This window comes from Endozoicomonas sp. SESOKO3 (assembly GCF_024606255.1).
This window is the reverse complement of the sequence record NZ_JAHHPR010000206.1, coordinates 1-24,709: the sequence shown is the minus strand read 5'-3', so window position 1 is coordinate 24,709 and position 24,709 is coordinate 1. Positions and strand designations below refer to the sequence as shown.

At 47.6% G+C, this 24,709-nt stretch carries 21 protein-coding genes; 10 read left to right on the top strand and 11 right to left on the bottom strand.

Annotation, left to right across the window (positions count from 1 at the left end; genetic code table 11):
- Positions 1–9 precede the first annotated feature (9 nt).
- Both KDK18_RS03595 and KDK18_RS03590 read left to right on the top strand, forming a co-directional pair.
- Positions 10–726: a sulfite exporter TauE/SafE family protein gene (locus tag KDK18_RS03595; protein WP_257253270.1), complete on the top strand. Its 717-nt coding sequence runs from the start codon at positions 10–12 to the stop codon at positions 724–726.
- Positions 727–1,210: 484 nt separating this feature from the next.
- On the top strand, positions 1,211–1,513 hold the full coding sequence (locus tag KDK18_RS03590) for a hypothetical protein (RefSeq protein WP_257253269.1): 303 nt from the start codon (positions 1,211–1,213) through the stop codon (positions 1,511–1,513).
- A gap of 628 nt (positions 1,514–2,141) precedes the next feature.
- Here the strand turns inward: KDK18_RS03590 and KDK18_RS03585 are convergent.
- From KDK18_RS03585 to KDK18_RS03570, 4 genes are all read right to left on the bottom strand, one after another.
- Complete coding sequence (locus KDK18_RS03585; RefSeq protein WP_257253267.1) at positions 2,142–2,462, bottom strand: hypothetical protein; 321 nt, start codon at positions 2,460–2,462, stop codon at positions 2,142–2,144.
- Positions 2,463–2,745: 283 nt separating this feature from the next.
- Positions 2,746–3,318 carry a GIG1 family protein gene (locus KDK18_RS03580; RefSeq protein ID WP_257253266.1) on the bottom strand — a complete coding sequence of 191 codons (573 nt, stop codon included), beginning with the start codon at positions 3,316–3,318 and terminating at the stop codon, positions 2,746–2,748.
- A 249-nt stretch (positions 3,319–3,567) separates the two neighbouring features.
- Positions 3,568–4,080 (bottom strand): hypothetical protein, encoded by a 513-nt coding sequence (locus KDK18_RS03575; RefSeq protein WP_257253265.1) that lies wholly within the window; start codon positions 4,078–4,080, stop codon positions 3,568–3,570.
- Positions 4,081–4,142: 62 nt separating this feature from the next.
- Positions 4,143–5,075 (bottom strand): hypothetical protein, encoded by a 933-nt coding sequence (locus KDK18_RS03570; RefSeq protein ID WP_257253264.1) that lies wholly within the window; start codon positions 5,073–5,075, stop codon positions 4,143–4,145.
- Between the two features lie 408 nt (positions 5,076–5,483).
- Between KDK18_RS03570 and hemN the strand changes: the two genes are divergently transcribed.
- Positions 5,484–6,875 carry an oxygen-independent coproporphyrinogen III oxidase gene (gene hemN / locus KDK18_RS03565; RefSeq protein ID WP_257253263.1) on the top strand — a complete coding sequence of 464 codons (1,392 nt, stop codon included), beginning with the start codon at positions 5,484–5,486 and terminating at the stop codon, positions 6,873–6,875.
- Positions 6,876–6,955: 80 nt separating this feature from the next.
- Here hemN and KDK18_RS03560 read toward each other — a convergent pair whose 3' ends face one another.
- Both KDK18_RS03560 and KDK18_RS03555 read right to left on the bottom strand, forming a co-directional pair.
- Complete coding sequence (locus KDK18_RS03560; RefSeq protein ID WP_257253262.1) at positions 6,956–8,545, bottom strand: autotransporter domain-containing protein; 1,590 nt, start codon at positions 8,543–8,545, stop codon at positions 6,956–6,958.
- Positions 8,546–8,658: 113 nt separating this feature from the next.
- On the bottom strand, positions 8,659–12,831 hold the full coding sequence (locus KDK18_RS03555) for a hypothetical protein (protein WP_257253261.1): 4,173 nt from the start codon (positions 12,829–12,831) through the stop codon (positions 8,659–8,661).
- Positions 12,832–13,149: 318 nt separating this feature from the next.
- Between KDK18_RS03555 and fnr the strand changes: the two genes are divergently transcribed.
- The 3 genes from fnr (at position 13,150) to KDK18_RS03540 (ending at position 15,220) form a co-directional block, all read left to right on the top strand.
- Complete coding sequence (fnr, locus tag KDK18_RS03550) at positions 13,150–13,908, top strand: fumarate/nitrate reduction transcriptional regulator Fnr (RefSeq protein ID WP_257253260.1); 759 nt, start codon at positions 13,150–13,152, stop codon at positions 13,906–13,908.
- 31 nt (positions 13,909–13,939) lie between these two features.
- Positions 13,940–14,482: an adenine phosphoribosyltransferase gene (locus KDK18_RS03545; RefSeq protein ID WP_257253259.1), complete on the top strand. Its 543-nt coding sequence runs from the start codon at positions 13,940–13,942 to the stop codon at positions 14,480–14,482.
- Positions 14,483–14,692: 210 nt separating this feature from the next.
- Positions 14,693–15,220, top strand: a complete 528-nt coding sequence (locus KDK18_RS03540; RefSeq protein ID WP_257253258.1) for a hypothetical protein — start codon at positions 14,693–14,695, stop codon at positions 15,218–15,220.
- A 50-nt stretch (positions 15,221–15,270) separates the two neighbouring features.
- Here KDK18_RS03540 and KDK18_RS03535 read toward each other — a convergent pair whose 3' ends face one another.
- Positions 15,271–15,537 (bottom strand): GIY-YIG nuclease family protein, encoded by a 267-nt coding sequence (locus KDK18_RS03535; RefSeq protein WP_257253287.1) that lies wholly within the window; start codon positions 15,535–15,537, stop codon positions 15,271–15,273.
- 170 nt (positions 15,538–15,707) lie between these two features.
- Positions 15,708–16,043 (bottom strand): TraR/DksA family transcriptional regulator, encoded by a 336-nt coding sequence (locus KDK18_RS03530; RefSeq protein WP_257253257.1) that lies wholly within the window; start codon positions 16,041–16,043, stop codon positions 15,708–15,710.
- Positions 16,044–16,362: 319 nt separating this feature from the next.
- Here KDK18_RS03530 and ttcA point away from each other — a divergent pair, with 319 nt between their 5' ends.
- Entirely contained in the window at positions 16,363–17,283 is a 921-nt protein-coding gene (gene ttcA, locus KDK18_RS03525) for a tRNA 2-thiocytidine(32) synthetase TtcA (protein WP_257253256.1), read from the top strand.
- A 215-nt stretch (positions 17,284–17,498) separates the two neighbouring features.
- On the opposite strand, the gene KDK18_RS03520 is transcribed toward ttcA, so the two are convergent.
- Positions 17,499–18,329 (bottom strand): glucosaminidase domain-containing protein, encoded by an 831-nt coding sequence (locus tag KDK18_RS03520; RefSeq protein WP_257253255.1) that lies wholly within the window; start codon positions 18,327–18,329, stop codon positions 17,499–17,501.
- A gap of 415 nt (positions 18,330–18,744) precedes the next feature.
- Between KDK18_RS03520 and KDK18_RS03515 the strand changes: the two genes are divergently transcribed.
- Positions 18,745–19,356, top strand: coding sequence for a Yip1 family protein (locus KDK18_RS03515; RefSeq protein ID WP_257253254.1), 612 nt, complete (start codon positions 18,745–18,747; stop codon positions 19,354–19,356).
- 143 nt (positions 19,357–19,499) lie between these two features.
- Positions 19,500–20,012 (top strand): SprT family zinc-dependent metalloprotease, encoded by a 513-nt coding sequence (locus KDK18_RS14620; RefSeq protein ID WP_257288636.1) that lies wholly within the window; start codon positions 19,500–19,502, stop codon positions 20,010–20,012.
- A gap of 67 nt (positions 20,013–20,079) precedes the next feature.
- Here KDK18_RS14620 and KDK18_RS03505 read toward each other — a convergent pair whose 3' ends face one another.
- Positions 20,080–21,759 carry a glycoside hydrolase family 36 protein gene (locus KDK18_RS03505; RefSeq protein ID WP_257253250.1) on the bottom strand — a complete coding sequence of 560 codons (1,680 nt, stop codon included), beginning with the start codon at positions 21,757–21,759 and terminating at the stop codon, positions 20,080–20,082.
- Positions 21,760–21,898: 139 nt separating this feature from the next.
- Entirely contained in the window at positions 21,899–23,728 is a 1,830-nt protein-coding gene (recQ, locus tag KDK18_RS03500) for a DNA helicase RecQ (protein WP_257253249.1), read from the bottom strand.
- Positions 23,729–23,898: 170 nt separating this feature from the next.
- Here recQ and KDK18_RS03495 point away from each other — a divergent pair, with 170 nt between their 5' ends.
- On the top strand, positions 23,899–24,504 hold the full coding sequence (locus tag KDK18_RS03495; RefSeq protein WP_257253246.1) for a YecA family protein: 606 nt from the start codon (positions 23,899–23,901) through the stop codon (positions 24,502–24,504).
- The last annotated feature ends 205 nt before the right edge of the window (positions 24,505–24,709 follow it).

Genomic DNA, 24,709 nt, shown 5'->3' with positions numbered 1-24,709 from the left:
TAGATAGCTATGACGGAAGCGCCAACTCTACTAGCCGCAACCACCCTTGGCTTGCTGGGCAGCACTCACTGCATTGGCATGTGCGGAGGTATCACCTCAGCCCTCAGCCTGTCACTCAGAGGACGCTCAAAAGCTGAAACCAGCTGGTTAATGCTGACTTATCACATAGGCCGAATCAGCAGTTATGCCTTGGCGGGCCTGCTGTTTGGATTAGTGGGCTGGTTTCTCGGGGATGCCAGTGAAGCCATGCAATCCTCGCTTCGAATCATTGCTAGCGGAATGCTGATCGCCATGGGTCTTTACATCACCGGCTGGTGGAAAGGCCTGATGAAAATGGAAAAGCTGGGACAACACCTCTGGAAACACATTCAACCGCTCGCCAGCAAACTTCTGCCCATTCGCAGCACGCCTGATGCCCTGACCCTGGGTGCCTTATGGGGCTGGCTTCCCTGTGGACTGGTTTACAGCACGCTCATCTGGTCCGCCACTCAGAACAACCCGACCCAATCTGCCTTGTTAATGGCCGCTTTTGGGCTGGGCACCTTGCCCTCTGTGTTTCTGACCGGAATATTTGCAAGGCAACTGACGTCTGTTATTCAAGCCAGCATGACCCGCAACATTGCCGGCATTATGATGATTCTCTTTGGCCTTTACAGTATTCCCGGTCCACATCAGGTATGGGTCATGTCCATACTCTCAATCGGACATGGCGGCCATTCTATGTAGGTGTCTGAGCCAACAGAGCTCCAGATAGCGGTAACATTTCGCCAGTACCGTTTGGTATGACAAATAACATTATTGTGAACTGGACAAATAACAACTGATTCCGGATTTATTGAGGTGAGAACCAGCATTCTCATCTTTTAATAATCCATCTCAAAATGAATCAGAAAGCATTTTGTTTTATGCACTCTCTTCATGTCGATTTTTGAATAAACCCATCAACTTTGAAAAGAAAGTCGCTTTCTTTACCAATTAAACCGTTTGATTAGATAGCAACAATGTCGTATGAGACTTGGCCATGAGGATGCCATGATCGGCCTTTGCGATTTCTCCAGGAGTTGCTTTCCCAGACATGATAGTATCCTTCTTGATTCGGTTGTTAATGATATTATGCCGCGTATGCTGTATATCCCCATGTTAAGTTTCTCTGCACCCTTTCTCAAAGTCTGCTAAGCTGTCTTTCTCACTCATTTGACAGGAGTACAACATGAGCTTAAACGCTGAACAACCGAACGAAACAGAGCTTGACCATATTCGAGACACCCTGACGGGTATTGTCAGCTACGCCAGCAAAACCCGTGCTGAAATGCACCAAGGGTTCGCTCGTATAGACAAACGTTTTGACCAACAAGAAAAACGCTTTGCCCAAATTGACGAACGCTTTGTCAAGATTGACGAACGCTTTGACCAGCAAGAAAAACACTTTGACCAGTTCAAACAAGAAACTCGTGAACGCTTCGACAAAATAGAAGACACTCTCACCATTATCGTGAACCACCTCAAGAAATAAGCCACGCCGCCTAATAACAAAATCCAGTCGATTGTGAACCTCCCCCGTTTTAGTGGACACTCAAATCCAACTGAAACGGTAATCACGTGCCTGCTTATAAAACTGTGAAAAAAACTCTCCAATACACCAACGAATTTAAAGTGTCGGCTGTTAGAATGACCATTAGACCCAACAAAATGTTGAAGGATGTCGCTGAAGCACTCGACATTCATCCCTATATGTAGTCTCGTTGGCGCGAGGAATATTTTGAGGGACAGCTCGTGGCTGATGAGCGCAAAGTTAAGTCAACTCCAAATGATGTACATTCCGAGCAAGGCCAGCTGCGCCACGACAACTTAGCTGTAGACCTGTGTCCATTTTATCGAGGGAAGATCATTGTCTCTGGACTAATACAACTAACACTGTTAACCCTTGCCGACACTACTCAAGTGAGTTGACTCTGCTGCCCACTTAGTTTCAGGCTAAGGTCGGGTGTAAACGATCTTGCCAAGTTCTCTTTTAATACGCACATAGACAAACAGTGTCGTAAAACCCAAGGCCAACAGATATCATTCTTTTGATATCTGTTGGCCTGAAAGCCTCTGAAACAACCGAACAATGAGTGATACCAGCTGCTATGTCAGTGGCTTTAGTTAAAGAGTCTTCTCATGGCATCGAGCTTTTTATTGGTCAGAGCCATTGGTGATGCTTCAGCCTGACTTTTAGCTGTTTCCTGGCCTGTAATGCCTGAAAATGCCTGTGAATATGGACCATAACGTCGAACAGCTGGAACGTAAGGACGGACCGGCTCGTGATTTATTCGATTCAGATCAGGTGCAAGCTCAATCTTCAGCAGGCTTCGACCACTTTTTGTTGAGGGCATGGTATTGGACTTCGCTGCGCAATACCGTGACGGTTCAAATACCGGTCTGGTTGCGGCGCTGATTGTTGTTTTTACTCCGTAAGTCATAATATATCCTCTATGAAGATCTATGGTTCTGAACAGGCAACAGACATTAAAGTTCTCGGTTACCTGCGCCTTTGGACAGTCAAAGGACATTAAAGTTCATGGTTGCCCATAGAAACTTCGTAGCTTTCTGGAACAGCAAATTCGTTGCTTCGCCTCAAATGTCGAAAAGTTTCTGGTGGTGATTCGTCACGGAGCAATTTTCATCCTCAATGTTCTGCCGTCATCAATACGATGTCGCCTTGGCCAGCGCTATTATCAGCCAGGCTTCTGGTTGTCTGAGCTATCAGAGCTCATGCCCTGCTTTACCAGACATCAGAGCCCGTTTGACCTGATGAGCAATTTCTTCTGAGTTCACACCTTTGAGGAAGATGTGTGCATGAGCGAGTCCCACTGATCGTTTATGGGGTGGATTCACATAGATTCGCCATTCCAGAGAGTACCTTGACACTAACTCGCCAAGACTTTTCTTCAACAACCCGTTTGACTCTTCCTGCAAAGACTTTTCCTGCCAGTCCTTGCCGGACATAAACAACAACAGATGCACTACGTCGTCTTCCAGCCAGTAGGGATAACGGTTAAATACCAGTTGGCTTTCCAGCACACAATGACCATCACTGCACTCCAGCGCCCTTTGGTTCGATAGGTTGAAAACATTCTCCAGCACAGCCGTTTCAGGCGATATCCCACTCAGCTTCAATCGAGACAGATAGCTCAGGTAAGCCATCAGCTGGACAGGACTTCTACGGGTATCAATATAATCTGACTGAATCTCTTCCCAGGTAATCACTCCGGAATAGGTGACAACACTGAACAGCACCTTAAGCAATACAAGACTGCAAACGCCAATAACCCACAAAACGCACTCTCCCGGTTGAACCCAATATTATTGGTTGTCTAGCATAGACTGATCACAGGCTGTCGGAGCGGAAGTGAATGCTCTTTCAATGTAGTCATTGATGAGGTTGACTCATTTCCCACGCTTTCAGGCCCTCTGGGTCTCAGCGTGGGAACAAGTTTTAAACACCATTCTGATGATTTTCAGAAGGCTTGCGAAGCGCCCTGCCATCGGCTTCAGGCTTTTTGTTTGTCATAGCCAACGACTGCTTCAGCCTTTTCTTGCTGCTCCCCTCCCCCTTGAAATCGGTGCTGCTGCTTGTTGCAATAACTGATAATAATTACGCCCCGGCCCTCCCGGCTCAGCCACAAAAACATCAGGCTGCGGCCTTTGCGGCTCATCCTCATAAACAAATGAATCTTGATTTAATCCACCGACCGCCATGGCCGAATTTCGAATTATTTGATCAAGATACGGCTCGAAACGAGGTACATCTCTGCCGTCCATGCTGCTTGGATACTCGATTGCACGTCCTGCAGGCTGACATATGAAGTTAAAGCTGATTTCGTAAGGCGCACAAAGACGTTGAAAAGTTGGAATATACGCTTGGAACGGACCGAGTCTTGTCGGACTTATATAAATTGTGGGCACTACACCAGCCAGACTTCGACCACCCGATGTTGTTGTCGAACAGCTAGCGGATCCCGCTACACTAAACTGCGGCGGTTGAAATTCCACTCTGGCTGCGGCACTACTTGTTGTTGGTGTTACTCCGTAAGTCATAATATATCCTCCATGATGATCTACATTTTTTGACAGGCGACAGCCCGTTTTGAGCAGGTGGCTCAATTATTGATCCTATTGATCACCTGCTGACAGAACATACCCAATAAATCGGGACTTAAAACAATTTTCAATTTATCACGTATATCATTAAGGCTGCCTGATGGGGTGATTTTTAGCCAATCGTCGAGCAATTTAGAATTGTATTGACTCATATTTTCCAGAAATTCTTTCAGATCATAATCATCTAAATTATCAATCAGACTGTTCCAGTCAGGTGCAATAGTAATACATGGTGGGTTTGCAGAACCCAATTCACTGTAATTATAATCTTCTTCGAATTTGAATGGATGCCCACTTTCCAGGATTCCAAATCCAAGGAATGTTTTTACACTGTCCTGTTCCCCCTCCATAAATGAGTAAAATGTTTTTGCCTTTGGCTCAATGTCTGGCTCCAGTGTAAACTCCTCAAGATCTTTTACCGGGACGCCCCTAACCTCAAAATCAGCTGTATTTATCTCTTCACTGAGGCTGAAGCTACTGCCGTCCTTGTTTTCTACCTCTTCGGGGGTCAATAAAAATGACAGTGCATCTTCCTCTTCTTTTAATCGGGATAATTCTTCAAGCGCAAATCTTCCTTCCTCTAACAGCAGGTTGGTCATTTCCTTAATAAACTCAACAGGGATTTTTCCGTTTTGTTCAAAAACTTTGCCAGTGTTTGCAGCCTGATTTACATCGGTTGCATTCCGGCCTGTAAAGCTTGGGAGTGCTTCCAACCACTGACAGGTACGTTGATCAAATGAAACAGGCTGGCGCGGAGAGGATCCTGCAGGGCTGGTATTATTTGTATTAGATGCAGGCTCAACCTCAACCAAACGTCGACCGTTCGATGTTGTCGCCGGACAGTTATCGGACCCCGCTGAAGTGTTCTGCGGGGGATGAAATTCAGCTTTGGTTGCACCGCTACCTGTTGTTGGTGTTAATCCGTAAGTCATAATCTATTCTCCGTGATAATTTATAGTTATAGACAGGCAACGGACATTAAAAGTTCCCGGTTGGCTGTATGAACTCTCAGGTTTCCAGTGAAGCGAATTCCCTGCTTTGCTATAAATTGACCTTAGCCTTCTTGCAAAAACCTGTTAATGACATTCCGGTTAGCATTTCTAACCGCCTTTTTCCTGAATACACAGCCAAAGAGACAACCCGTTCCCGCGCTGGAATCCGGCGACCTGAAAGCATTGAAACCGGAATGAATTGCGCCACCTACTTATTGACACACGTCAAATACATTTGGCTTTTTAGTCTTTAAACTGTTAATAAAAAGAACCGGTCAATCGGCTGTTTACCTGGATAGTCATCAATAGCGTCCAGCCAGATGAGCGGTAACCAATTCGAGAGTTAACATGAGTACAGCCCCCGTATGGGATACAGGTCTGATCAAAAAATACGACCTCAGTGGCCCAAGATATACGTCATACCCCACTGCCGTTCAGTTTCAGGAGGGGTTTAACCCCGGGCACTATGAGTCCAGCGCCCGGAGAAGCAGTGCGACCAATAATCCCCTGTCCCTTTATATACACATACCTTTCTGCAGCCACGTTTGCTACTACTGTGGCTGCAACAAGATAGTCACCAAGCACCGTTACAAAGCCAAAGAGTACCTCGACTACCTGTTTCGCGAGATCGACATGCAAGCCAGTCTGTTCGGCCAGGATCAGAGAGTAGAGCAGCTTCATTTTGGTGGTGGCACTCCAACGTTTCTGAGCCCGGACCAGATTTCTGCGGTGATGGACAAGCTAAGGTCCGTCTTTAACTTCAGCTATCAAAGTCATGCTGACTTTTCCATTGAGCTGGACCCCCGCGAGGTGGACTGGGTCATGATGTCCCGTCTGCGTGACGAGGGCTTTAACCGTATCAGCATCGGCGTACAGGATCTTGACGAGAAGGTTCAGCAAGCCATCAATCGGGTGCAACCCGAAGAGCAGGTTCAGTCTGTTCTGGATGCCGCCAGAACGATGGCTTTCAGGTCAGTGCATATGGATTTGATCTACGGCCTGCCTCATCAGACCGTTGACGGTTTCATGAGTACCGTAAACCGTGTGATCGGGATGGCACCAGACCGACTGTCATTGTTTAACTACGCTCACCTGCCACATCGCTTCAAACCACAGAGACGAATTAACGAGGCCGACCTGCCCTCTTCTGAGGAAAAGCTGGACATTCTGCATCAGGCCACCAAAAAGCTGGTAGCGCGAGGCTATGTCTTCATCGGTATGGATCACTTTGCCCTGAACGATGACGAGCTGGCCGTCGCCCAGGAAACAGGCACCCTGCACAGAAACTTCCAGGGCTATACCACGCACAGTCACTGCGACCTGATTGCCATGGGCGTTTCCTCTATCAGTAAGGTAGGCGGTGTTTATACGCAAAACCATGTCAGCATGGAGGCTTATCAAAACTCAATCAATGAAGCCCGCCTGCCGATCTACCGTGGTTTGACCATGAATCGTGATGATGAGATTCGTCAAAGTGTCATTAACCAACTGATCTGCCATTTCAAACTGAACTTTGCTGAAGTCGAAGAACGTTATGACCTCAAGTTCAGTGACTATTTCTCTGATGCACTGGAAGCACTGAGACCCATGGCCAACGATGGGCTGGTTTCTTTGAATGGTCAGGGGATTAAAGTCGAGCCCAGGGGCAAGATGCTGATCAGAAACATCTGCATGCAGTTTGATGGTTATTTCAAACAGCAGACACAACAACGGCAGAACCTTTATTCAAAGGTGATTTAACCTTGCTCAGGTAAATTAGCCCGCAGACATAGCGGGCTGAGCACGAAAAGCGTCTAATAAGCCACTGTCAGACTGATTGACTAGAAAGATCGTGTATAACCCAGTTGAAGGCCGTCACTGATACTACGACTGGATCGAATCAACGTATAATTCATGCTCAGAGCAGATTGCTCAGACATTTCGCCATGGTAGCCCAGACTCAGATACAACCCCGTGTCGTTGATCTCCTGAAACAGATGTTCTGACTGTCCGTGCCCCTCAGTGTCATTGACTGTATATTTGGACTTTTCACTCAATACAGTCTGCTGCTGATAGCCCGCAGAGAGCTTCAGGGCTGAGGGTTTATCCCCCATTTCATTCAGTAACACAAAGTCACTGCCCAACCGGACAACCCATTGGTCAAACGATTGCCCGCGCACAGCCATTCCTTCACCAGACAGACCTTTCTCTCTGAAGCTGTCCGACTCAGAATGATGGTAAAGAAACTCAACCATTGGCGTGACGGTAAGACCATTGAGCCAGTCATTCATGTCGATGTCATAACCCAGGGCGCCGTAAGCATTCCACTCTATGCCTGAGCGATCAGCTCGCAGCCGATCACCCCCGGCCCGCTTACGCTGGCTGCTGTATTGTTTGGTAGCAACAGTCAGGGCTCCATCAAACTGCCATTGATCCCTCTGCCAAGACATGAACGGACCAAAATGTACAGATTCTACCGAGCCCGAGCCCAATTTCTGTTGGAAAACGGCTGACGTTTTACGGATACCAAACATCAGGCCGACAATGGTATTTTCAGTGGCCTGACTAAAAACCCCGGCATTCAGCCCGTAACTGTTGGCGTTCATTTCTTCCAGGCCAGGCAGTGATGAATAATGGGATTTCGAGCCATAAGTTTGCACAAAGCTGTGCCACTGACTGCCGCCATCACTCTGCAACTGCTCTGTGATGGTCTGATTGCCTGCTTTCAACGTGTATTGATCCAAACTGGCACTATTAAGAAGAAAAGCCTGACCGCTGCGGTAGAAATCCATAATCTGGCGCAGATCACTCATCTGGTTGAACAATGCCTGAGTAGCAGCCATTTCCAGATGACGTGTCGCATTTAATGTCGCCTGAGCGCTGGGGCTCGGATGATAGAGCACCTCTCCGACTTCAGGCAGGGGCTCATTAATCGTTGACTGCAATGCACGACTGGCAGCCCCTTTCTCAACCTTAATGACCATCCACTTTTCCTGAGCACCTTTTACAGCCTCATTATGTTTTTCAGACTTCTCAGAACCTTCAGGGCTTTCAGGGCTCAGCGGGATATTATCTCTGGATTCTGATCCAGATTTCTCATCATGCCCGGCTTCTCCACCATCGCCACCGCCTCCGCCACCATCATCACTTTCAAGGAGCCTGAGAGTGACTTCATAAGGCTTGTCCTCACCGGGATTAAAAAAGGATACCGGTTCAACTATTAACGGAGCAGAGTTATCGTCACTGCCGTTATCCGGACTGAACAACCATTGACCAAGCCTATAGGAGAGCCCGCCAAGCCCCGTCCCCAGAAGGGCCGTTCCTCCGGTCACAAGTAAGGCCGGATCAATAGCCAGCACGGGCACAGGCAACACAACGGCTGCCAGCAGCATGACCAATACGAATGTTGATTTGAGTAATTTTTCGGCCATAATCCTTCCCCCGGAGTACTGATTGAATTCCTTCGGGGGACTATGACTGATTATTTTCAGGATTTGACTAACAGGGTTGTTATTTCAACAAACAGATGTACACAGCCCGTTTCCTAACGAAACTTTTGCATCACTGTGTAAACGTCTTCCTGAAGGAGCCAGGCACTCAGTTCTGCTTTCCTTTCCTCCAGTCTGGCTCGCCGGCTGTCTGTCCCAGTCTCTTTACCAATAGAAGAAGCCGCGATTTGCTCAGATTGACCCAGCTCTGCAAGCTCATGGTCAATGTTCTCCAGTTCACCCAGTACAGAGAGCACTTTCTGGTTGAGCTCTTGCTGATCGTTCATTTCTGGTTCATGATCTTCACGTCTCTGTTGCCCGAGCTCATCATTCTCATAATAATCCTCAAAGCTGCTCCAACTTTCAGGCCGGGTCGGTTCGTATTGCATACCATCATCAGAATGAGCTGCATCCTCCGACAAATCTGAAGACCCCCTTAAATCACCATAATTATCCCACTCCAGGTCTGGCAATCTATCGGGCGGCACCCGCGATGACGAAGGCATCGTTGTCGTCACGGGTGAATTCGTCAGAGAGATTTCTTTAAGCTCTTCCGATATTCCAAGATAATCACTGATGATGCCTTCCAGCTCCACCCTGCACTCTTCCAGCGCCATTGTTTTTAATCCACGATACCCCAGTTCAGCAACCAAATAAGTCCGAAAGGCCATCAACTCTTTGAAGTAAGCTCTGGAGCGTTGCTGTTCTTCTTTCAGGGCCAGGTGCCAGCTCTCAGGAGCTTCTTCGCCAGCCAGCTCGGTCTCCCAGTCCCGGTCATTGTCGTCTGAATCATCAATGCGGTAAATATAATCCAGAGGATCAGTCAACAGAGTTTCAAGACCTGTGCCCGGACGGGCTTCATTTTCATCAAGGGCAATGTACTTTTTAACCACTTCCAAAATTGTCAGGGCATACTCTTCATCAGGGGTATCAGACGGCTGCATTTCAGAACTCTGTCGCACAAACTGCACTTTCAGCTCTCTGATCTGGCTGGCATAGTCCTCTGACTTTTGCTGCTCCAGCAACAGTTCACTGCGCAGTCGGTCCAGCTCCCTGTCTTCAGGATCAACGTCAACCAGCACAGCAGGATGATTCTGCATTGACATGAGACTTCGTGACAGTTCTTCGGATTCCTCCCTTAATGCTTGCAGCAAGGTTTCAGCAGCCACCAACTCTTCTGCCAACTTGTCAGTCTCTTCAGAATCCCTGCCCTTTTGCAGCTCATTGAGCGTTTTCAGAGCTTCTACCAGCTTGACTTGAGTTTCCAGAGTCCTGGTCTGACTCTCTACCTCCCGGACTTTCAGTAGATAGCTCATCTCATGCAGCTGTTCGACCTGACGTTTGATAGCGACCATTTCCTGTCCAGTCATGACCGCCATCTCCTGCCATTCAGACTTTAGCCGTGACAGGGTCTGAGCAATCTCCTCAGCCTTAGTTTGAACCGATTCATGAACCCTTTGCAGAGACCCTTCGAGGAACATCAGCTGTTCATTAATCTCATTGAGTTTATCTTTCAGCTTCGGCAATGCCTGAGCATCGGCCTGAAGTTTTTCCTCAATGGTGTCAATGCCACCCAGCAGTCTCTGTAGCTGTTTAACCTCGCCCTGTGCTTTTGCAAGCTCATCAACTACTCTTTGGCGCACTTCTTTATCAACGCCTTTCGGTTTTGATCTGAGCATTTCAAGTTCGCCGGTCAGGGAATCCAGCCTGAATTGCAGTTTAGCCCTCGACTGTTCCACCTCTTCCAGCTTTAGCCTTCGTTCTTCAGACTCTATCATGGTCGACTCAAGCTGAATGGTGACTGCATTTGCCTCCTGCTTTTTGACGTTTAACTCTTCTGAAACCTGACCAAACGCCTCTTCAAATTGCTTGAGCCTCTCACTCATCTCATCAACCGATGAGTTCTTGCTGATCAACTCTTGCTGGAATCGTTTAGCAAGCGCCTGGCATTGTTCAGCTTCATATTTAGCCTGCCTGATTTGCTGTTGCCAGACCCTTTTTTTCTGACCCCGCTTGTTATTAAACTGAGCGGCTTCTTTCAGCAGCTTCTCATTCATACTGCTGAGCCCCTGAAACTGTAGCTCCAGATTATACTTTTGCTCTTCGACCTTTTTTAGCTGCTCTCTGGTATTCACCAAATCAGCGGTCAATTGATTCACGTGAGTCATAGCACTGGAGACAGGCCCCTGCATGGTTTGACTGCGAACGGTCTCCTGTTCTGCTTTGAGGTCAAGAACCTTCTGCTCTGAACTTTCCAGGGCGCTTTTTGTTTTCTGCAAAAGGTCACTAATTTCCCGGATCTCTCTGTTTCTATTCAGTATCTCTTCTCTCACGCGATCCAGTTCGGTTCTCAACTGCTGTTTCGAAAGCTTACCCTGACTGACATGCTCCTGAAGGCGGGTATGACTTTCTTGCAGCAATTTAAGCTCATACTTTTTCTCTTCAAGCTGATGCGCTGTCCTGACGAGCTCAGTCTGGTCTGTTTTTTTCTGATCCCTGAGACGCTGGATCTGCGCCTCCAGCGAAGCTTTTTCTTTGGCAACGTTTGCTTCCCACTGCTTAAAGCCATTGAGCTCCGCTTCCAGCACTTTTCTGGAAGAAGCCTCATGCTGTAAGTGAACTCTGGTTTCTGCAAGCAGTTCACCCTGAGCCTTAAGTTCTTTTTCAACATTCTTCAGACGCTGAGTCGACTGGTGTGCCTCTACCCAACGCGCCCTGACCATCTGCTCTTCCCGGGTGAGAAGAGCAACCTGCTCCCGATACAACCGATTCTCAGAAGCGATCTTTTCCGAGCTATTGATCAACAGGGCTTTCTCTTTTTGCAGTTTCTCCAGATCTGCCCCCAGTCGCCTTACCTGAATGTGCTGAGCCGCCTGATCATTCTCCAATTGGGTTTCCAGCTCCTTTTGTAACTCCTGACTGCTTACAAGCTGCGTTCGAACAGTATTTAGCTCACTAATAACAACCAGATATTCCTGAAAGTTTTTATCTTTATTCTGAATGGCAAGACTTAACTGATTCTCCAGAAACTGAACCCTTTCTAAAGCACTTTCCAAATGAGCTCTGCGGGTATCCGCTTCATCAGAAACCGTCTTGACCTCTCCTTCCAGGGATCGGACAGTCTGCTGAGTTTGGAAGAGCTGGTTTTGAATCGCCTGCTGAGCGTTTTCTGCATCGACAAGCATTCGCTCGGCTACCTTTAGTTTTCTCTGCAATGGCTTAATAGTGCCTCGCTCAACGGCTTTATTTTGCAGAATCAGTGCCTGAATATCGTTGGCCTGAAGGCTCTTCTGCCGATTCAGCCTTTCAAGCTCAATATCTTTTTCTTTAATCTTTTCAGTGAGTGTCCGTGCTTCACCTTCAAGGGCCATGACCTTTTCACGGGCAAGCTGAAGCTCTCCCCCTTTTTCAGTATCTTGCCAGTTCCTGAGAGCATCACTCAATCGTTCAACTTCTTCATTCACTCTCAGTGTCTCAAGATCAACGTTTTTGTGCCGCTCTGTCAGTACTCTTAACTCATCGCCCAGCTCTTTTTGACGTTGCTCGGCAAACCTGAGTTGTTCGATTAAATACTGCATCTCCTGAAAGTGTTCTTGCCCTGAGGCCAGATCCGATTTTTCCGGAAACAGCTGACTGGCCAACTCTGCTTTTCGCTGTCTCTCCAACGCCAGCTCTTCTTGTGTCTGATGGAGCGTTCTGTTCAGAGCCTCTGCACGTTCAGACTCTCTGATCTCCAGCTGTTCCCGAATAATTCTCTGGGGTTGTGCGTGTGTAACGACAAAATCAGTCAGTTGCTTTGAACGCGTTTCCAGCTCACCCGCATGAGTTCGAAGATAAAACAAATAGCCTACTCCCGTGCACACAGCTACTCCGGCAGCGACAGGAATAGAGACAGAAGCAGCCCCCGCTGCAAAGGCCCCAACGACCATAACCCCAGTCCCCTTGGCGATGGTGACAGCGATTCTCCGGCCATTCCAGATCGAGCTTTTCTGAAGTCTGGTGCGATGCGTCTCTTCAAGCTCAGCACACTCGGCCTCTTCGAGTTTTAATGATCTGAGTTTATCCAGCTCCAGCTCGCCCTTTCTGTCCATCAGGATTTTCTTTTCCCGTGGCGTAAGATCATTAAATGTCAGACCTTCTGCGTCAACGAGTTCCTCAAAGGTTCTGGGTTCAGCCTCTGGCACGGCTGGCCTAAAGAAAATCCCCGTCACTGAGCTGAACAGACTCATGGCGTAAATCTCCCTGATTTACGAAATTGTATTGAAAACAGTTATCGGCACATTGGCCGTGAAGAATATTTTTCTTTACTAATAGTTATTGATAGCGTTCACAGCGACCTCCATAAACCCTGTAGCTAAAGGTCCAACCTGCTGATCAAGGGCAATACTTTTTACCGCGAACTTATCGAAACCTGATAAGCATTTTCCGAAAAAAACCTTAAGTATGAAGGAATTACACTTTAGTCTCGGAAAGCACAGACTTACACTCAGATAACATTTTCAATAGAATGTGCAGCGATTTCGCCAATACGACTTTGAGGCCACTCAATGACGTCAAAGCCCAATGTACGACAGCCTGGCCATGTGGCCTGCAGAGACTGTAGTCTTAGCTCTCTCTGCCTGCCGCTGGCATTGAGTCTACAAGACATTGACCAGCTTGATCGCATCATCAAGCGAGGCCGCCCTCTCAAGAAGGGGGAACACCTGTTCCTGGAAGGAGACCCCTTTACCAGCGTCTTCGCTGTCCGCTCCGGGGCCATTAAGACCTATACCGCCACCAACGAAGGTGAGGAACAGATCACATCTTTCTACCTTCCCAGCGAGATACTGGGCCTGAGTGGTATGGATACTGACGTCTACCCTGTCTCTGCACAGGCTATGGAAACCACCATGATCTGTGAGATCCCCTTTGATCAGCTAGAAACCCTGTCCGACCGATTCCCAGAGTTGCGTCGTCATATGATGCGCCTGATGAGCAAGAAAATCCGGGAAGATCAGCAGATGATGATGCTACTGTCCAAGAAGAACGCCGATGAAAGGATTGCGACTTTCCTGATCAATCTGGCCAGTCGTTTTCGTCGCAGGGGGTTCTCATCTCAGTCATTCCGGCTGTCCATGTCCCGCAACGAAATGGGCAACTACCTGGGACTGGCTGTAGAAACCGTTAGCCGGGTATTTACCCGATTTCAAAAAAACGGCCTGATCTTCGCAGTGGGCAAAGAGATTGAAATCCGTGACCCGGTTCAATTATGCTCACTGGCGGGTGGAAAGTCTGTCGATTTGGAACAGATTATCTCCACCGCATAAGCTCGCCCGGAATGGACAGTAAGGCAAAAAAATGATCGTTGATGAAGCTTATCTGAAAGCACAGATTAGAACCGTTCCTGACTGGCCAAACCCTGGCATTTATTTTCGGGACGTTACCACGCTTTTCGAGAACCCCAAAGCCTGGCGGTCAGTCATGGACAGCCTCATTCATCGGTACATGAATGTTGAGTTTGACCGGATCGGTGCCCTTGATGCACGGGGTTTCCTGTTGGGCTCTGCGCTGTCGTATGCTTTGAACAAACCACTGGTCTTATTCAGGAAAAAGGGGAAACTGCCCTTCCATACCGTCGCCCGGGATTATGAGCTCGAATACGGTACGGCGACCCTGGAAGTTCATTCAGACACCATTAAGAAAGGTGATAAAGTGATTCTGGTCGACGACCTGATCGCAACAGGCGGCACTTTGCTTGCGGCCAGTCATCTGGTCAAACAACTCGGCGGACAAATTCTGGAAGCGGCTGCCATCATGGACCTTCCGGATCTTGGAGGTTCAAAGACATTGAACGAAGCAGGAGTTCCGGTCTTCTCTCTGTGTGAATTTGAAGGGGAATAACCCCCCTTATTTGCTCTATCTGCATCAAACTCACTTCTACCCCTTCCACGGTGGCCTGATATTCGGTTTTATCGGAAATAACTTCAGGTGCTGCTGTGTTTTTCATGCTCTGAAGTGCTCCCTGGTTAAATTTTGCTGTACTTCAGATTTTTTTGAGTGCTACGATAATCTGAATAATGAAAATAATGCTCTAAAGCAAAGGAAATCCCGATGGGTATTTGTGCAAAGGAGCTGCGCCACTACGTTGTTCGCCCTACCCTGAAACATTTAAGAATGTGGAGCCCTACTGCAGAAAACCTGCTGCTGGGGACTGCCGCCAGAGAATCCGGGCTGGGTTTTCATCTTAAACAAGAACACCATCAGGCTTTGGGGATATTTCAAATCTCGCCCAGAATGCATCGCAACATCTGGGATCATTATCTGGCGAAGAAGGCCGACCTTTCCAGTTTGATCCGGGGGCTGGCCAGCCAGAGAGAATTTCTGGCTCATCCACACCTGGAATTAGCGACCAACCTCTCTTACGCAACAGCCATTGCCTGGATGATTTATTATCGAACCAATAAACCCATCCACAAAGTACCCCATGATGATGTCCATGCTCTGGGTAAGCTTTGGCATAATTACTACCACCGTCACCACCCCGGCCCCATCGAGAGCTTTGTGGCGAGCTACAAGACTTTAATAACGAATTCAATTGAGACAGAAGAGTCAGTATCAGAGAGTGTCAAGACTCCCTGATGCTGCTCTGTAGCGGACAATTTCGAGACAATGGGGGATGTTGCAAACGGTCATTGAATATAATCCCACAGGTCATTCCATTGCGGGTTTTCTTTTTCAATCAAATCAATCTTCCACTGGCGATTCCATTTCTTCAGCTGTTTTTCGCGGATGACGGCGGACTCCATCGTTTCACGCTGCCCAAAGTAAACCCGCATGTGAACGTTATGTTCTGCTGTAAAACCAGAAGCCAGGTCGTTTTTGCGTTGCCATATCCTCTGAATCAGGTGACTGGTTACACCAATATGCAGTGCTCCATTTCTCTTACTGGCAAGTATGTAAACGCAAGGTTACTTAAGCATTGATACTCCTTCGATCATCATTCTCGAAAAGGCGGGAATCATTCAGCTTGAGTTAATAAGCTTGCGGTCATACCTGCTGGCGAGTACTCACCCTCCCTTTTAAATCAAGATTCGTAACGAAATTGCCCCCTACAGAGCTGATGACGTCAGCTGGCCCGATCGCGCTTTTCTGCACACTTAATACACAGATCGGCGTATGGCATCGCGATCAGACGGGCTTCAATGATTTTGTCACCACAGCCGGTGCAGAAGCCGTAATCATCATGATTCATACGATCCAGCGCTTTGTTAACCAGGTTAAGTTCAGCCCGGGCATCATTACCCAGCTGGTCAATAACCTCATCATTTTCCCTCTCCTGCGCCTGTTCTGACCAATCGGCATTGGCCCTGCGAGTCATATCTTTACTGATGTTTCCGAGACGAACATTCAACTCATCTCTGCGAGACAATAACCAGACTTTAAGTTTCTCGTAATCAGCCATGGAAATCCCCTGAATAAATGTCGACGATTATTGTGTGTATAAACGACTGGATGCTATGTCCCTTCGCATTCTGTCCATTAGCTAAGCATAGCCACAGTTAACTATATTTCGACAGCTCATTCGCAACAGTCGCATGCAGCCCTGCGAAATTCGGGAGATATCCCTGATGCCTATCGTTAAACCTTTTATTATAATGTCCTCAATTTTCGGGTTCCTGCCCGTTTGACCATTATTCAGAGCTGTAAGTCACCCGGTTTAACCGCCCCCTTTCCGGGCTTTAAATGAAGTTGGGTACTTTGAGAGACAAGACAGAACCAAAATGCAGAGTCAGACAAAAAGCGCAAAAACCAACTTCAACAAGCTACAGAAACGCCTGAGACGAGAGGTTGGTCAGGCCATCGCTGAATACCACATGATTGAGGATGGTGACCGCATCATGGTCTGTCTGTCAGGGGGAAAGGACAGCTATACCCTGCTGGACATTATGCTGAATCTGAAGACCTATGCGCCGGTCAATTTTGACGTTATCGCAGTTAACCTTGATCAAAAACAGCCTGGCTTCCCTGAACATGTGCTGCCTGATTATCTTGAAAATCTGGGCGTTGAGTATCGCATTGTCGAAGAAGATACTTACTCCATTGTCAAAGAGAAGGTGCCTGAAGGAAAAACCACGTGCGCACTCTGCTCACGCCTGCGCCGGGGCATTCTCTACCGCACAGCCAGCGAGCTGAAAGCCACCAAGATTGCCTTAGGCCACCACCGGGATGATATTTTAGAAACTCTGTTCCTGAACATGTTCTATGGCGGCAAGATGAAAGCCATGCCGCCCAAACTGGTTAGTGACGACGGTCAGCACACGGTTATCCGCCCTCTGGCCTTCTGCCGTGAAAGAGATATTATCCGTTTCTCCGGGTTCAAAGCATTTCCGATTATCCCCTGTAACCTCTGCGGCTCTCAGGAAAACCTTCAGAGGCAAGCGATCAAAGCTATGTTCACTGATTGGGACAAGCGCTTCCCCGGCAGAATGGAAAGTATGTTCAGAGCTCTGAGAAACGTAGCTCCCTCCCATCTGGCAGACAGCTCATTATTTGATTTCAGAAATCTGGTGGCGGATGGCCAGCCTGCTGAAGAGGGTGACACAGCATTTGACCCGGTGGATGTACCTCTGACCTTCAGGGATCAAAACGATGAAGATGAAAAGCCTGAACAAGCCTCCATTGTAAATTTGATTAACCTTTAGGCTTATCAGGCAAGATCGGACAGTTTTTACTGGCAAAGTTCCCGTAATAACGGATTCCCCTGATCCTGCCCCATGCCCCCCCTGACTGAACAATCTTCTGTTTTCAATGGCGTGCTTCGCTATTTATACAATCCCTCCGGTATGCACCGGAGGGAGTCGTTTGCTGAGGCATTAGCAGTATCATTAGATGCATTATTACCAAAGTCATCCATCAATTAATACTGATCCGTTAAAGGCTTTTCCAGATCGAACTTTAGTAAATCGTTACTCTCAATCATGAATATCAACTCTTCTATGTAATCGATCCCTCTTGAGGAATAGGCATGAAGTCCATGTGCCAGCATCGGACCGGTAACTGGCTTCCCCATGGATCTTCTTTTTGAGCGCAGCTCCCTCAAACCTTCATAATGATGGCTGGTATTGAGATTGTGCATGTAAGACCGAACCGATGCAGCCATTGAAGAAAACTTCCTGACCTCGTAAGTCGCACCTTCCGGACGCTCACCGGGAATAACACCACAGCCCGGAGTAAAACACCACTGGCCAAAGTAATTGTTGGCTTCAACGGCAAACCTTGAAGTCCCCCAGGCCGACTCGTTAGCTGCCTGCACCAAAGCAAGAGAGACCGGAATCTCATCCGCCCTACTCAACAGGTCGTCATAAAAATCATCACTGACTCTAAACTCTTCATCCACCCTGAATTTTCTGGCAATATCAAATAACCACTTTTCTTCGGCTTCATGCAGAGTCGATTTGTCTCTTAGCATTTTAATTTCCTGACGGATACCCGCCAGACGCTCATTCTCTTCATCAACCATTTGCTTGATGAAGCCAAAGAAGTGACTTTTCTTCTTGTTGACGTCTTCGATGGAGGCAAAATCAGGAATATCCTTTTGAACCTTTTTCTTAACCTCCTCCTTGCTGATCTTTTTTACCTGTTCTACTGCGGGCTCTTTAACAGGCTGAAAATCTTTGTTATACCAGCTTGCCAGAGCGACAAGTCCCGCCAGTAGCAAAAGAAAATAACGATCAATTTTATTCATCATGGTATTAGCAATACTCCTGAGCCAGCTTGGCAAAAACGACTCTTTCCACACAATACTTCAACAAAAACGGCACCGCCTCAGAGGCATTTAATCACTCCGGAGTTCTATCATACTAGCCCCCTGACCTTACGATCCACCTAACCTGTCATGACCTAAGCTATCAGGTGGCTGATAAGGTGCTAAATAATTGCCGTATTATTCAATAAATAACCTGCCTTTGGACGATATTACTTTACATCGTGTTAGAAATAATTAGACACTGAAATCAAGGCTATCAAACGATCCTGTTGAACAGGAAGAACCGATGCCTGACGCAGTGAATAATAACAACATATTAGCCGCTGTTTTGTAGCTGATTACAAAGTTCAATGTAAGGATTACCAGCTACTGGTACAGCCATAATGGAGGTTGCACCATGATATTAAGTCATTTTTGGGGACTTCTCTCTCGTCCCGAAGAAGAGTGGAGCATTATTCGAGAGCACCCTCCCGGTATTCTTCGCCTCTACCTGGGTCAGGTCATCTGGCTGGCGGCCCTGCCAGCCATATGTACTTATCTGGGAACGACTCGAACCGGTTGGACAGTCCCCGGCAGTGATCAGGTCATCAAGTTAACAGAAGCCAGTGCTGCTTACATGGCATTTTTTGCCTGGCTGGCCATACTGGCCGGTGTTGCTGTTATGGGTGCATTCATCCAATGGATGGCAGAAACCTTTGGCAGCAAGCCCACCATGACACAGAGTGTTGCATTTAGCTGCTACACAGCTGCACCACTCTTCCTGGCGGGCTTCTGCGGACTTTATCCCTCTATCTGGTTGACTATCGTCGCAGGCACCATTGCCACTTCCTGCTCTGCATGGATGTTGTATTCTGGTCTGCCAACCTTTATGCGAATACCCAAAGAGCAGGGATTTGTCTATGCCAGCTCAGTGCTTTGTATCGGGCTGGTTGTTTTGGTCTCTATTATGATCACCACTGTTATTTTCTGGGGCATGGGTGTAGGCCCTGAATACATTCAAGCTCACTAAAACTTCAGCGTCAGGCCAGATGAATTAAGTCATATCATCTGGAAGCGACGCCCTGAACCCTGTCTGATTATTCCAATAAGCAAGCTGTACAGATACAATTTCCCTGATCTATCCTCTGGAAAGTTTTTCAAATCAGTTAGTTTATGTCGAATACACAATGTCTCTATTTGCCTGCCATTGAGTTACGGGTCAGTGAGCTTTACTGCCTGGCTGAGCGGCACTTTCTTAAACAATTTCCGCGTCCACAGATCAGCCTCAATTTAAGAGGTGAAACCGCCGGTCAGGCTTGGACAGAAAAAAACCTGTTACGCCTCAACAAGCAACTATTTAAAGAAAACCAGGAGCATTTTCTGACGCATACCGTGGGCCATGAAGTCGCACACCTCATTGCTCACCAACTGTTTGGCAGAAAAATCCGTCCCCATGGCAGGGAGTGGCAATGGATTATGGAAGAGGTTTTCAGACTGCCGGCCCGTAGAACGCACAGCTACAACACCAGCAATACCAGTAAAAGGCCATTTTTGTATAGTTGCAGCTGTAAAGGAAAGACCATCCCACTCAGTACCATCCGCCATAACAGGGCAGTAAAAGGTACCGTCTATCTCTGTACCCAGTGCCGGGAACCTTTGAAGTTCGTTGAGAGAATCAGCGTTTGAGAACCTGTACTTCAGTGGCAATTTAAGAGTGGTGAAACCACTCTTTTTTGAGAGGGAACTTCTCTTATCACGAAGCAATAATTGCACGGCTGGTTAACCCGGCATCCAATGCTACCATCACCTTCTGAACAGGTTCTTCAGTTAACTTCTCGCCAGTCCAATAATCGCGCCAATACACCGGCTGATCGGAGGTCAATGCCACCTCCCTGGCGTTCTCGTTGTAGTTGAATAAACAGTGCAGCTTTTTACCCTCTGTTAAAGCAAGAGAAGCATGATGTAAAGACAGTGAAGTAAATTGGGCGGCGTCCTGACTGTAACGATGGCGCAGTATCAATTTGCTTAATGTCTTTTTAGCAAAGGGAGTGAGATCAGGCAGCGGATCGCCCGAAAGCAAAAGCCCACCGCTGGCAAGTAAGACATTACGATGAAAGTCGTAATTACAACGATCCGTTGATTGATTAGCAAGCGAAACAAATGTGCCGCAATCAGGATCGATTTGCCACAATTTACGATGCTGCCAACTACGATAGAAGGTTTCTTTTGCAATTTGCTCAAACCGCTGAGCGTTCCGCTCCACATCGTCAGAGACTCTCATGGCATCTACAAGTCCCAGAGATGGCCACATGGGTGCGTTACACCCGAGTAACAAAGCATTTTGAGCGCCTTCCGCTATTGCCTCCATCCCCATTCGGTAAGCCTGCACTCCGGTGACGCCTCTCTGATAACGTTTTCCTTTAAGCGCTCCCCAATAATTGGCATCGAGTTTAAACAGCTCGACACCCCACTCTTCTCGCATGGTTCTGACCAGGTGAGTTAAATGAGCTAGTACTTCGGGGTTGGATGTATCCAGTACATACCAAGGGGTACAACGCCAGCCTCCGTACGTCACATCTTCGGCTTTGAGGAGATCACCGTTATGATGGCGGACAAACCATGATGGATTCTGTTCAAACAGTTGCGACTCAGGCTGAGCAATAAAAGGAGCAAGCCAAATCGCCGGTTTTTTTCCTTTGCGCCTGATATCCGCAATTAATTCTTTCACTCCTCCGGAAAATTTATCCGAAGGAGACAACCAGTCGCCCATAAACGCCTGATAACCATCATCCAGCAGCACCCACTCCAGGCTACCAAGATCACCTGCCATTAGATTGAGATTCTGGCGAATGTTGTCTCCGGTGACATCAGCATAATAGGCATACCAAGAGCACCAGCCGATGGGTGCTGGTTGCCCGACGCCTGCCCTTGCGGGGTGATGCTGAGCGATCAACTTTGCGTATTGTTGATACAGCTGAGATAAAGAATCTCCACTTAGCACAACGACTGACTCCAGCTCTTTGCTGCCAGAGTCCCGAGGAGAAGTTCCTTCCCCATCAATGCATGCCGATATCATAATACCGCTCTCACCATTGACTACTTCGAAGTAGCCCGCATAGCGATAACAGCGGGTAAAACCAAACAAGGTATACTCCGCTGAACCTTCAATAATCAGGTAGTTGTAATAACGCTTTCTCTGCTGTTCCCCATAAATCCGATAACTACTGTCGTTATCCGGGCATCGACCAACATCGACCGGCTTGTCAAACGTCCCTGTGGTTTGTGCCAGCATTTGAAAGCCATCACCCAGCAAAGTCGCACTGAACTCAAAATCAAACTCACTGGTAAATAGCTGGTAATTGTCTGGTATTGGATTGTCATGCAAACCGTTATAACAAAAGGTCACTTCATTTTCACAAATGTTATCCAGCAAGTCTGGATTATTCACTGTGAGCTCTCTGTGACACGGCAAATGAATGGTATGAGACATATGAACCTGTTTAAAGCTGGCAAAAAACCCATAGCGTCATTTGACGAGCTCCCATGCTCAAGCTTAGAAACAAATACTCAAATCAAACAGTCGAAACAACAAACCCGGATATCAACTCAACGAAAGTTTGCCCATATTTCTCCAGCTTGTATTCACCCACCCCGGAAATATGAGACAAAGCCTCCAGACTGGTGGGTTTAACATTGAGCATTTCATAGAGTGTTTTGTCATTGAAAATAACATAAGCAGGGACACTCTGCTCTTCTGCCAGTTCTTTACGACGGGCTCTCATAGCCTCCCATAATGGACGATCATGGTCGCCTATAATAACTCTTCCCTGATCCACATTTCGGGTTTTGCGTGCGGCTCTCTCGCTGGCGTACTCGAAGCGATCCTGTCGGAGTAACAGTCGCTCAGTGCCTTTGAGCAGAGGACGGCAATTTTCATTCAGTTTGAGTGCACCGTGCCCTTCTACGTCAACATTTATAAACCCTCTGGATACCAATTGCCGAAAAATTGAACGCCACTCGCTCTGTTTGAACTCACTGCCTATACCAAAAGTGCTTATCTGCCTGTGACCAAATTGGTCGACCTTGGCCGTTTCTTTGCCCATCAGCACGTCAACCAGATGAGAAACACCAAACATCTGCCCTGTCCGGTAAACACAGGAGAGTGCTTTTCTGGCTGCTTCCGTGCCATCCCAGGTCGTCACCGGCTCCAGACATAGGTCACAGTGTCCACACTTCTCTTTCAGGGGTTCATCAAAATATTCCAGCAACACCTGACGGCGACATCCGGTCACCTCACAAAGAGACAACATGGCCTCCAGCTTCTGCTGCTCAACTCGCTGAATTTCAGGTGCAGCGGTAGAATTTGACTGGATCTGCCGCAGCAACATGACATCCTGCAGGCCATAAACCATCCAGGCCGTCGCCGGGAGTCCATCACGACCGGCACGACCGGTTTCCTGATAATAAGCTTCAATGCTCCTTGGCAGATCCAGATGAGCAACAAAGCGAACGTCTGGCTTATCAATCCCCATGCCGAATGCCAGTGTCGCAACAATGATCATGCCGTCTTCGTTGAGAAAACGGTGTTGATTATTCTTGCGATCGGGGTTCGTCATACCACCGTGATAAGGCAGTGCTTTTCTACCCTGGGCATTCAGCCAGGCAGCAGTATCCTCCACCCGCTTTCTTGAAAGACAGTAGACAATGCCGGAATCTTCAGGATGCTCTTTTTCCAAAAATCGCAGTAACTGTTGCTTACCCTGCTTCTTCTGACTGATTCGGTAAAAAATATTGGCCCGGTTAAAGCTGTCGACAAACACTCTGGCCTGTTCCAGACCCAGACGGTCGATGATTTCCTGACGGGTTCGTTTGTCTGCAGTGGCGGTGAGAGCAACCCTGGGAACGGTTGGAAAGCGCGTTTTCAGTACTGAGAGCTGTAAATATTCGGGCCTGAAATCATGCCCCCATTGAGACACACAGTGAGCCTCGTCAATGGCAAAAAGGGAAATTCGTATCTGATCCAGCTTCCTCAACATCATTTCAGTCATCAGACGCTCAGGAGCGACATAGAGCAGATCAAGATGCCCGGTAAACAGTTCCTGTTCGATTCGATAGTGCTCTTCCATGGCTACGCCTGAGTGCAAACTTTCGGCTCGAATACCTATCTGCTTGAGATTACGGATCTGATCTTCCATCAAAGCAATCAGGGGAGAAACAACGATGGCCGTACCGGCCATAACCAGAGCCGGTACCTGATAACAAAGTGATTTACCACCGCCGGTAGGCATTAGAACCAGCGTATCACGCCCTTCTGTGATCTCCCTGATGACCTCTCCCTGAAAACCACGGAAAGATTCGAACCCGAAAGTATTTTGCAGAACATTCAGAGCAGGGTCAGTCATTACAGTCCAGTGCACATTTAAACGACAATGATTAATCACATAAGAAAAGACAGGTCAGTATAGCATCAAACGAGCATAAGACTTCAAAGAGTTTAACCTTGAATAAACAGGAATCTTTCAGAAAACTGCTGTAAACTTCCAAACTTCAATTCACACCGGATTTTCTTTAAATGCAGGACATCTGTTCTACTCTGGAGCCGCTGCTGAACAGGTATGCGGATGAGGAAGGTTTTACCTTCAACGCCATCCATGGCTTTTATACCGCCATGGCCATCATCCCTTTCAATTTAAAGACTGATGAGCGTAATGAGATTCTTTTTGGAACTCTGGTAACGCTTTCCAGAGAAGATTCAGTTCTGCTGGAACAGGCTCTTGATCAGTTGTCACGAGCGATTGATCGGCAGTTCAATGAAGAAGAGGGCTTTGAGCTCTCCTGCGAGGAATTTGCCGACCCGGATGATGAAAACCTGATGGACTGGTGCTGCGGTTTTATTCAGGCCCATATCATGTCGGAAGAAAAGTGGTTCCAGGAAAATGAACAGGAAGTCAGTGAATTGCTGCTCCCGCTCATGCTCGGCTCCGGACTGTTTGACGACGAGCCCGAGTTTGAAGCGATTCTGGAAAATGAAAAGCTGACTGAAGATATGTGCAGCCAGATACCCGAAGTGTTAATGGAGCTTTATCTGTTGTTTAATTCTCCAGAGGAAGCCAGCGGCAAGTCATCTGTCAAACCATCAAAACCTGCCCGCAAAGATTCACCTCACAAGCGCCACTGAACACGAACCGCGCTGCTCAGCAATCATGTGAGCAGTGCTTTGTGCCGTAGCGAACGGTGAGCTATGCCAGAAATATGACACCCTTCAACAAGAATTCTCTGTCAGCCCCAACAACAACCGACTCAATGGAAAAAGTCACGTAGCCATTTATACTGCAAGAATCAGGGAAGATTCTCAGGAGAGAGGTTGTGGGCAATCCGATCAA

Bases quoted from the DNA above. Each gene is read 5' to 3' on its own strand.
- KDK18_RS03570 (WP_257253264.1), bottom strand. From the start codon at position 5,075: ATGACTTACGGATTAACACCAACAACAGGTAGCGGTGCAACCAAAGCT.
- fnr (WP_257253260.1), top strand. From the start codon at position 13,150: ATGACGTCAAAGCCCAATGTACGACAGCCTGGCCATGTGGCCTGCAGA.
- KDK18_RS03560 (WP_257253262.1), bottom strand. From the start codon at position 8,545: ATGGCCGAAAAATTACTCAAATCAACATTCGTATTGGTCATGCTGCTG.
- KDK18_RS03515 (WP_257253254.1), top strand. From the start codon at position 18,745: ATGATATTAAGTCATTTTTGGGGACTTCTCTCTCGTCCCGAAGAAGAG.
- ttcA (WP_257253256.1), top strand. From the start codon at position 16,363: ATGCAGAGTCAGACAAAAAGCGCAAAAACCAACTTCAACAAGCTACAG.
- KDK18_RS03520 (WP_257253255.1), bottom strand. From the start codon at position 18,329: ATGATGAATAAAATTGATCGTTATTTTCTTTTGCTACTGGCGGGACTT.
- KDK18_RS03530 (WP_257253257.1), bottom strand. From the start codon at position 16,043: ATGGCTGATTACGAGAAACTTAAAGTCTGGTTATTGTCTCGCAGAGAT.
- KDK18_RS03555 (WP_257253261.1), bottom strand. From the start codon at position 12,831: ATGAGTCTGTTCAGCTCAGTGACGGGGATTTTCTTTAGGCCAGCCGTG.
- KDK18_RS03585 (WP_257253267.1), bottom strand. From the start codon at position 2,462: ATGACTTACGGAGTAAAAACAACAATCAGCGCCGCAACCAGACCGGTA.
- hemN (WP_257253263.1), top strand. From the start codon at position 5,484: ATGAGTACAGCCCCCGTATGGGATACAGGTCTGATCAAAAAATACGAC.
- KDK18_RS03495 (WP_257253246.1), top strand. From the start codon at position 23,899: ATGCAGGACATCTGTTCTACTCTGGAGCCGCTGCTGAACAGGTATGCG.
- KDK18_RS03595 (WP_257253270.1), top strand. From the start codon at position 10: ATGACGGAAGCGCCAACTCTACTAGCCGCAACCACCCTTGGCTTGCTG.
- KDK18_RS03590 (WP_257253269.1), top strand. From the start codon at position 1,211: ATGAGCTTAAACGCTGAACAACCGAACGAAACAGAGCTTGACCATATT.
- KDK18_RS14620 (WP_257288636.1), top strand. From the start codon at position 19,500: ATGTCGAATACACAATGTCTCTATTTGCCTGCCATTGAGTTACGGGTC.
- KDK18_RS03575 (WP_257253265.1), bottom strand. From the start codon at position 4,080: ATGACTTACGGAGTAACACCAACAACAAGTAGTGCCGCAGCCAGAGTG.
- KDK18_RS03545 (WP_257253259.1), top strand. From the start codon at position 13,940: ATGATCGTTGATGAAGCTTATCTGAAAGCACAGATTAGAACCGTTCCT.
- recQ (WP_257253249.1), bottom strand. From the start codon at position 23,728: ATGACTGACCCTGCTCTGAATGTTCTGCAAAATACTTTCGGGTTCGAA.
- KDK18_RS03540 (WP_257253258.1), top strand. From the start codon at position 14,693: ATGGGTATTTGTGCAAAGGAGCTGCGCCACTACGTTGTTCGCCCTACC.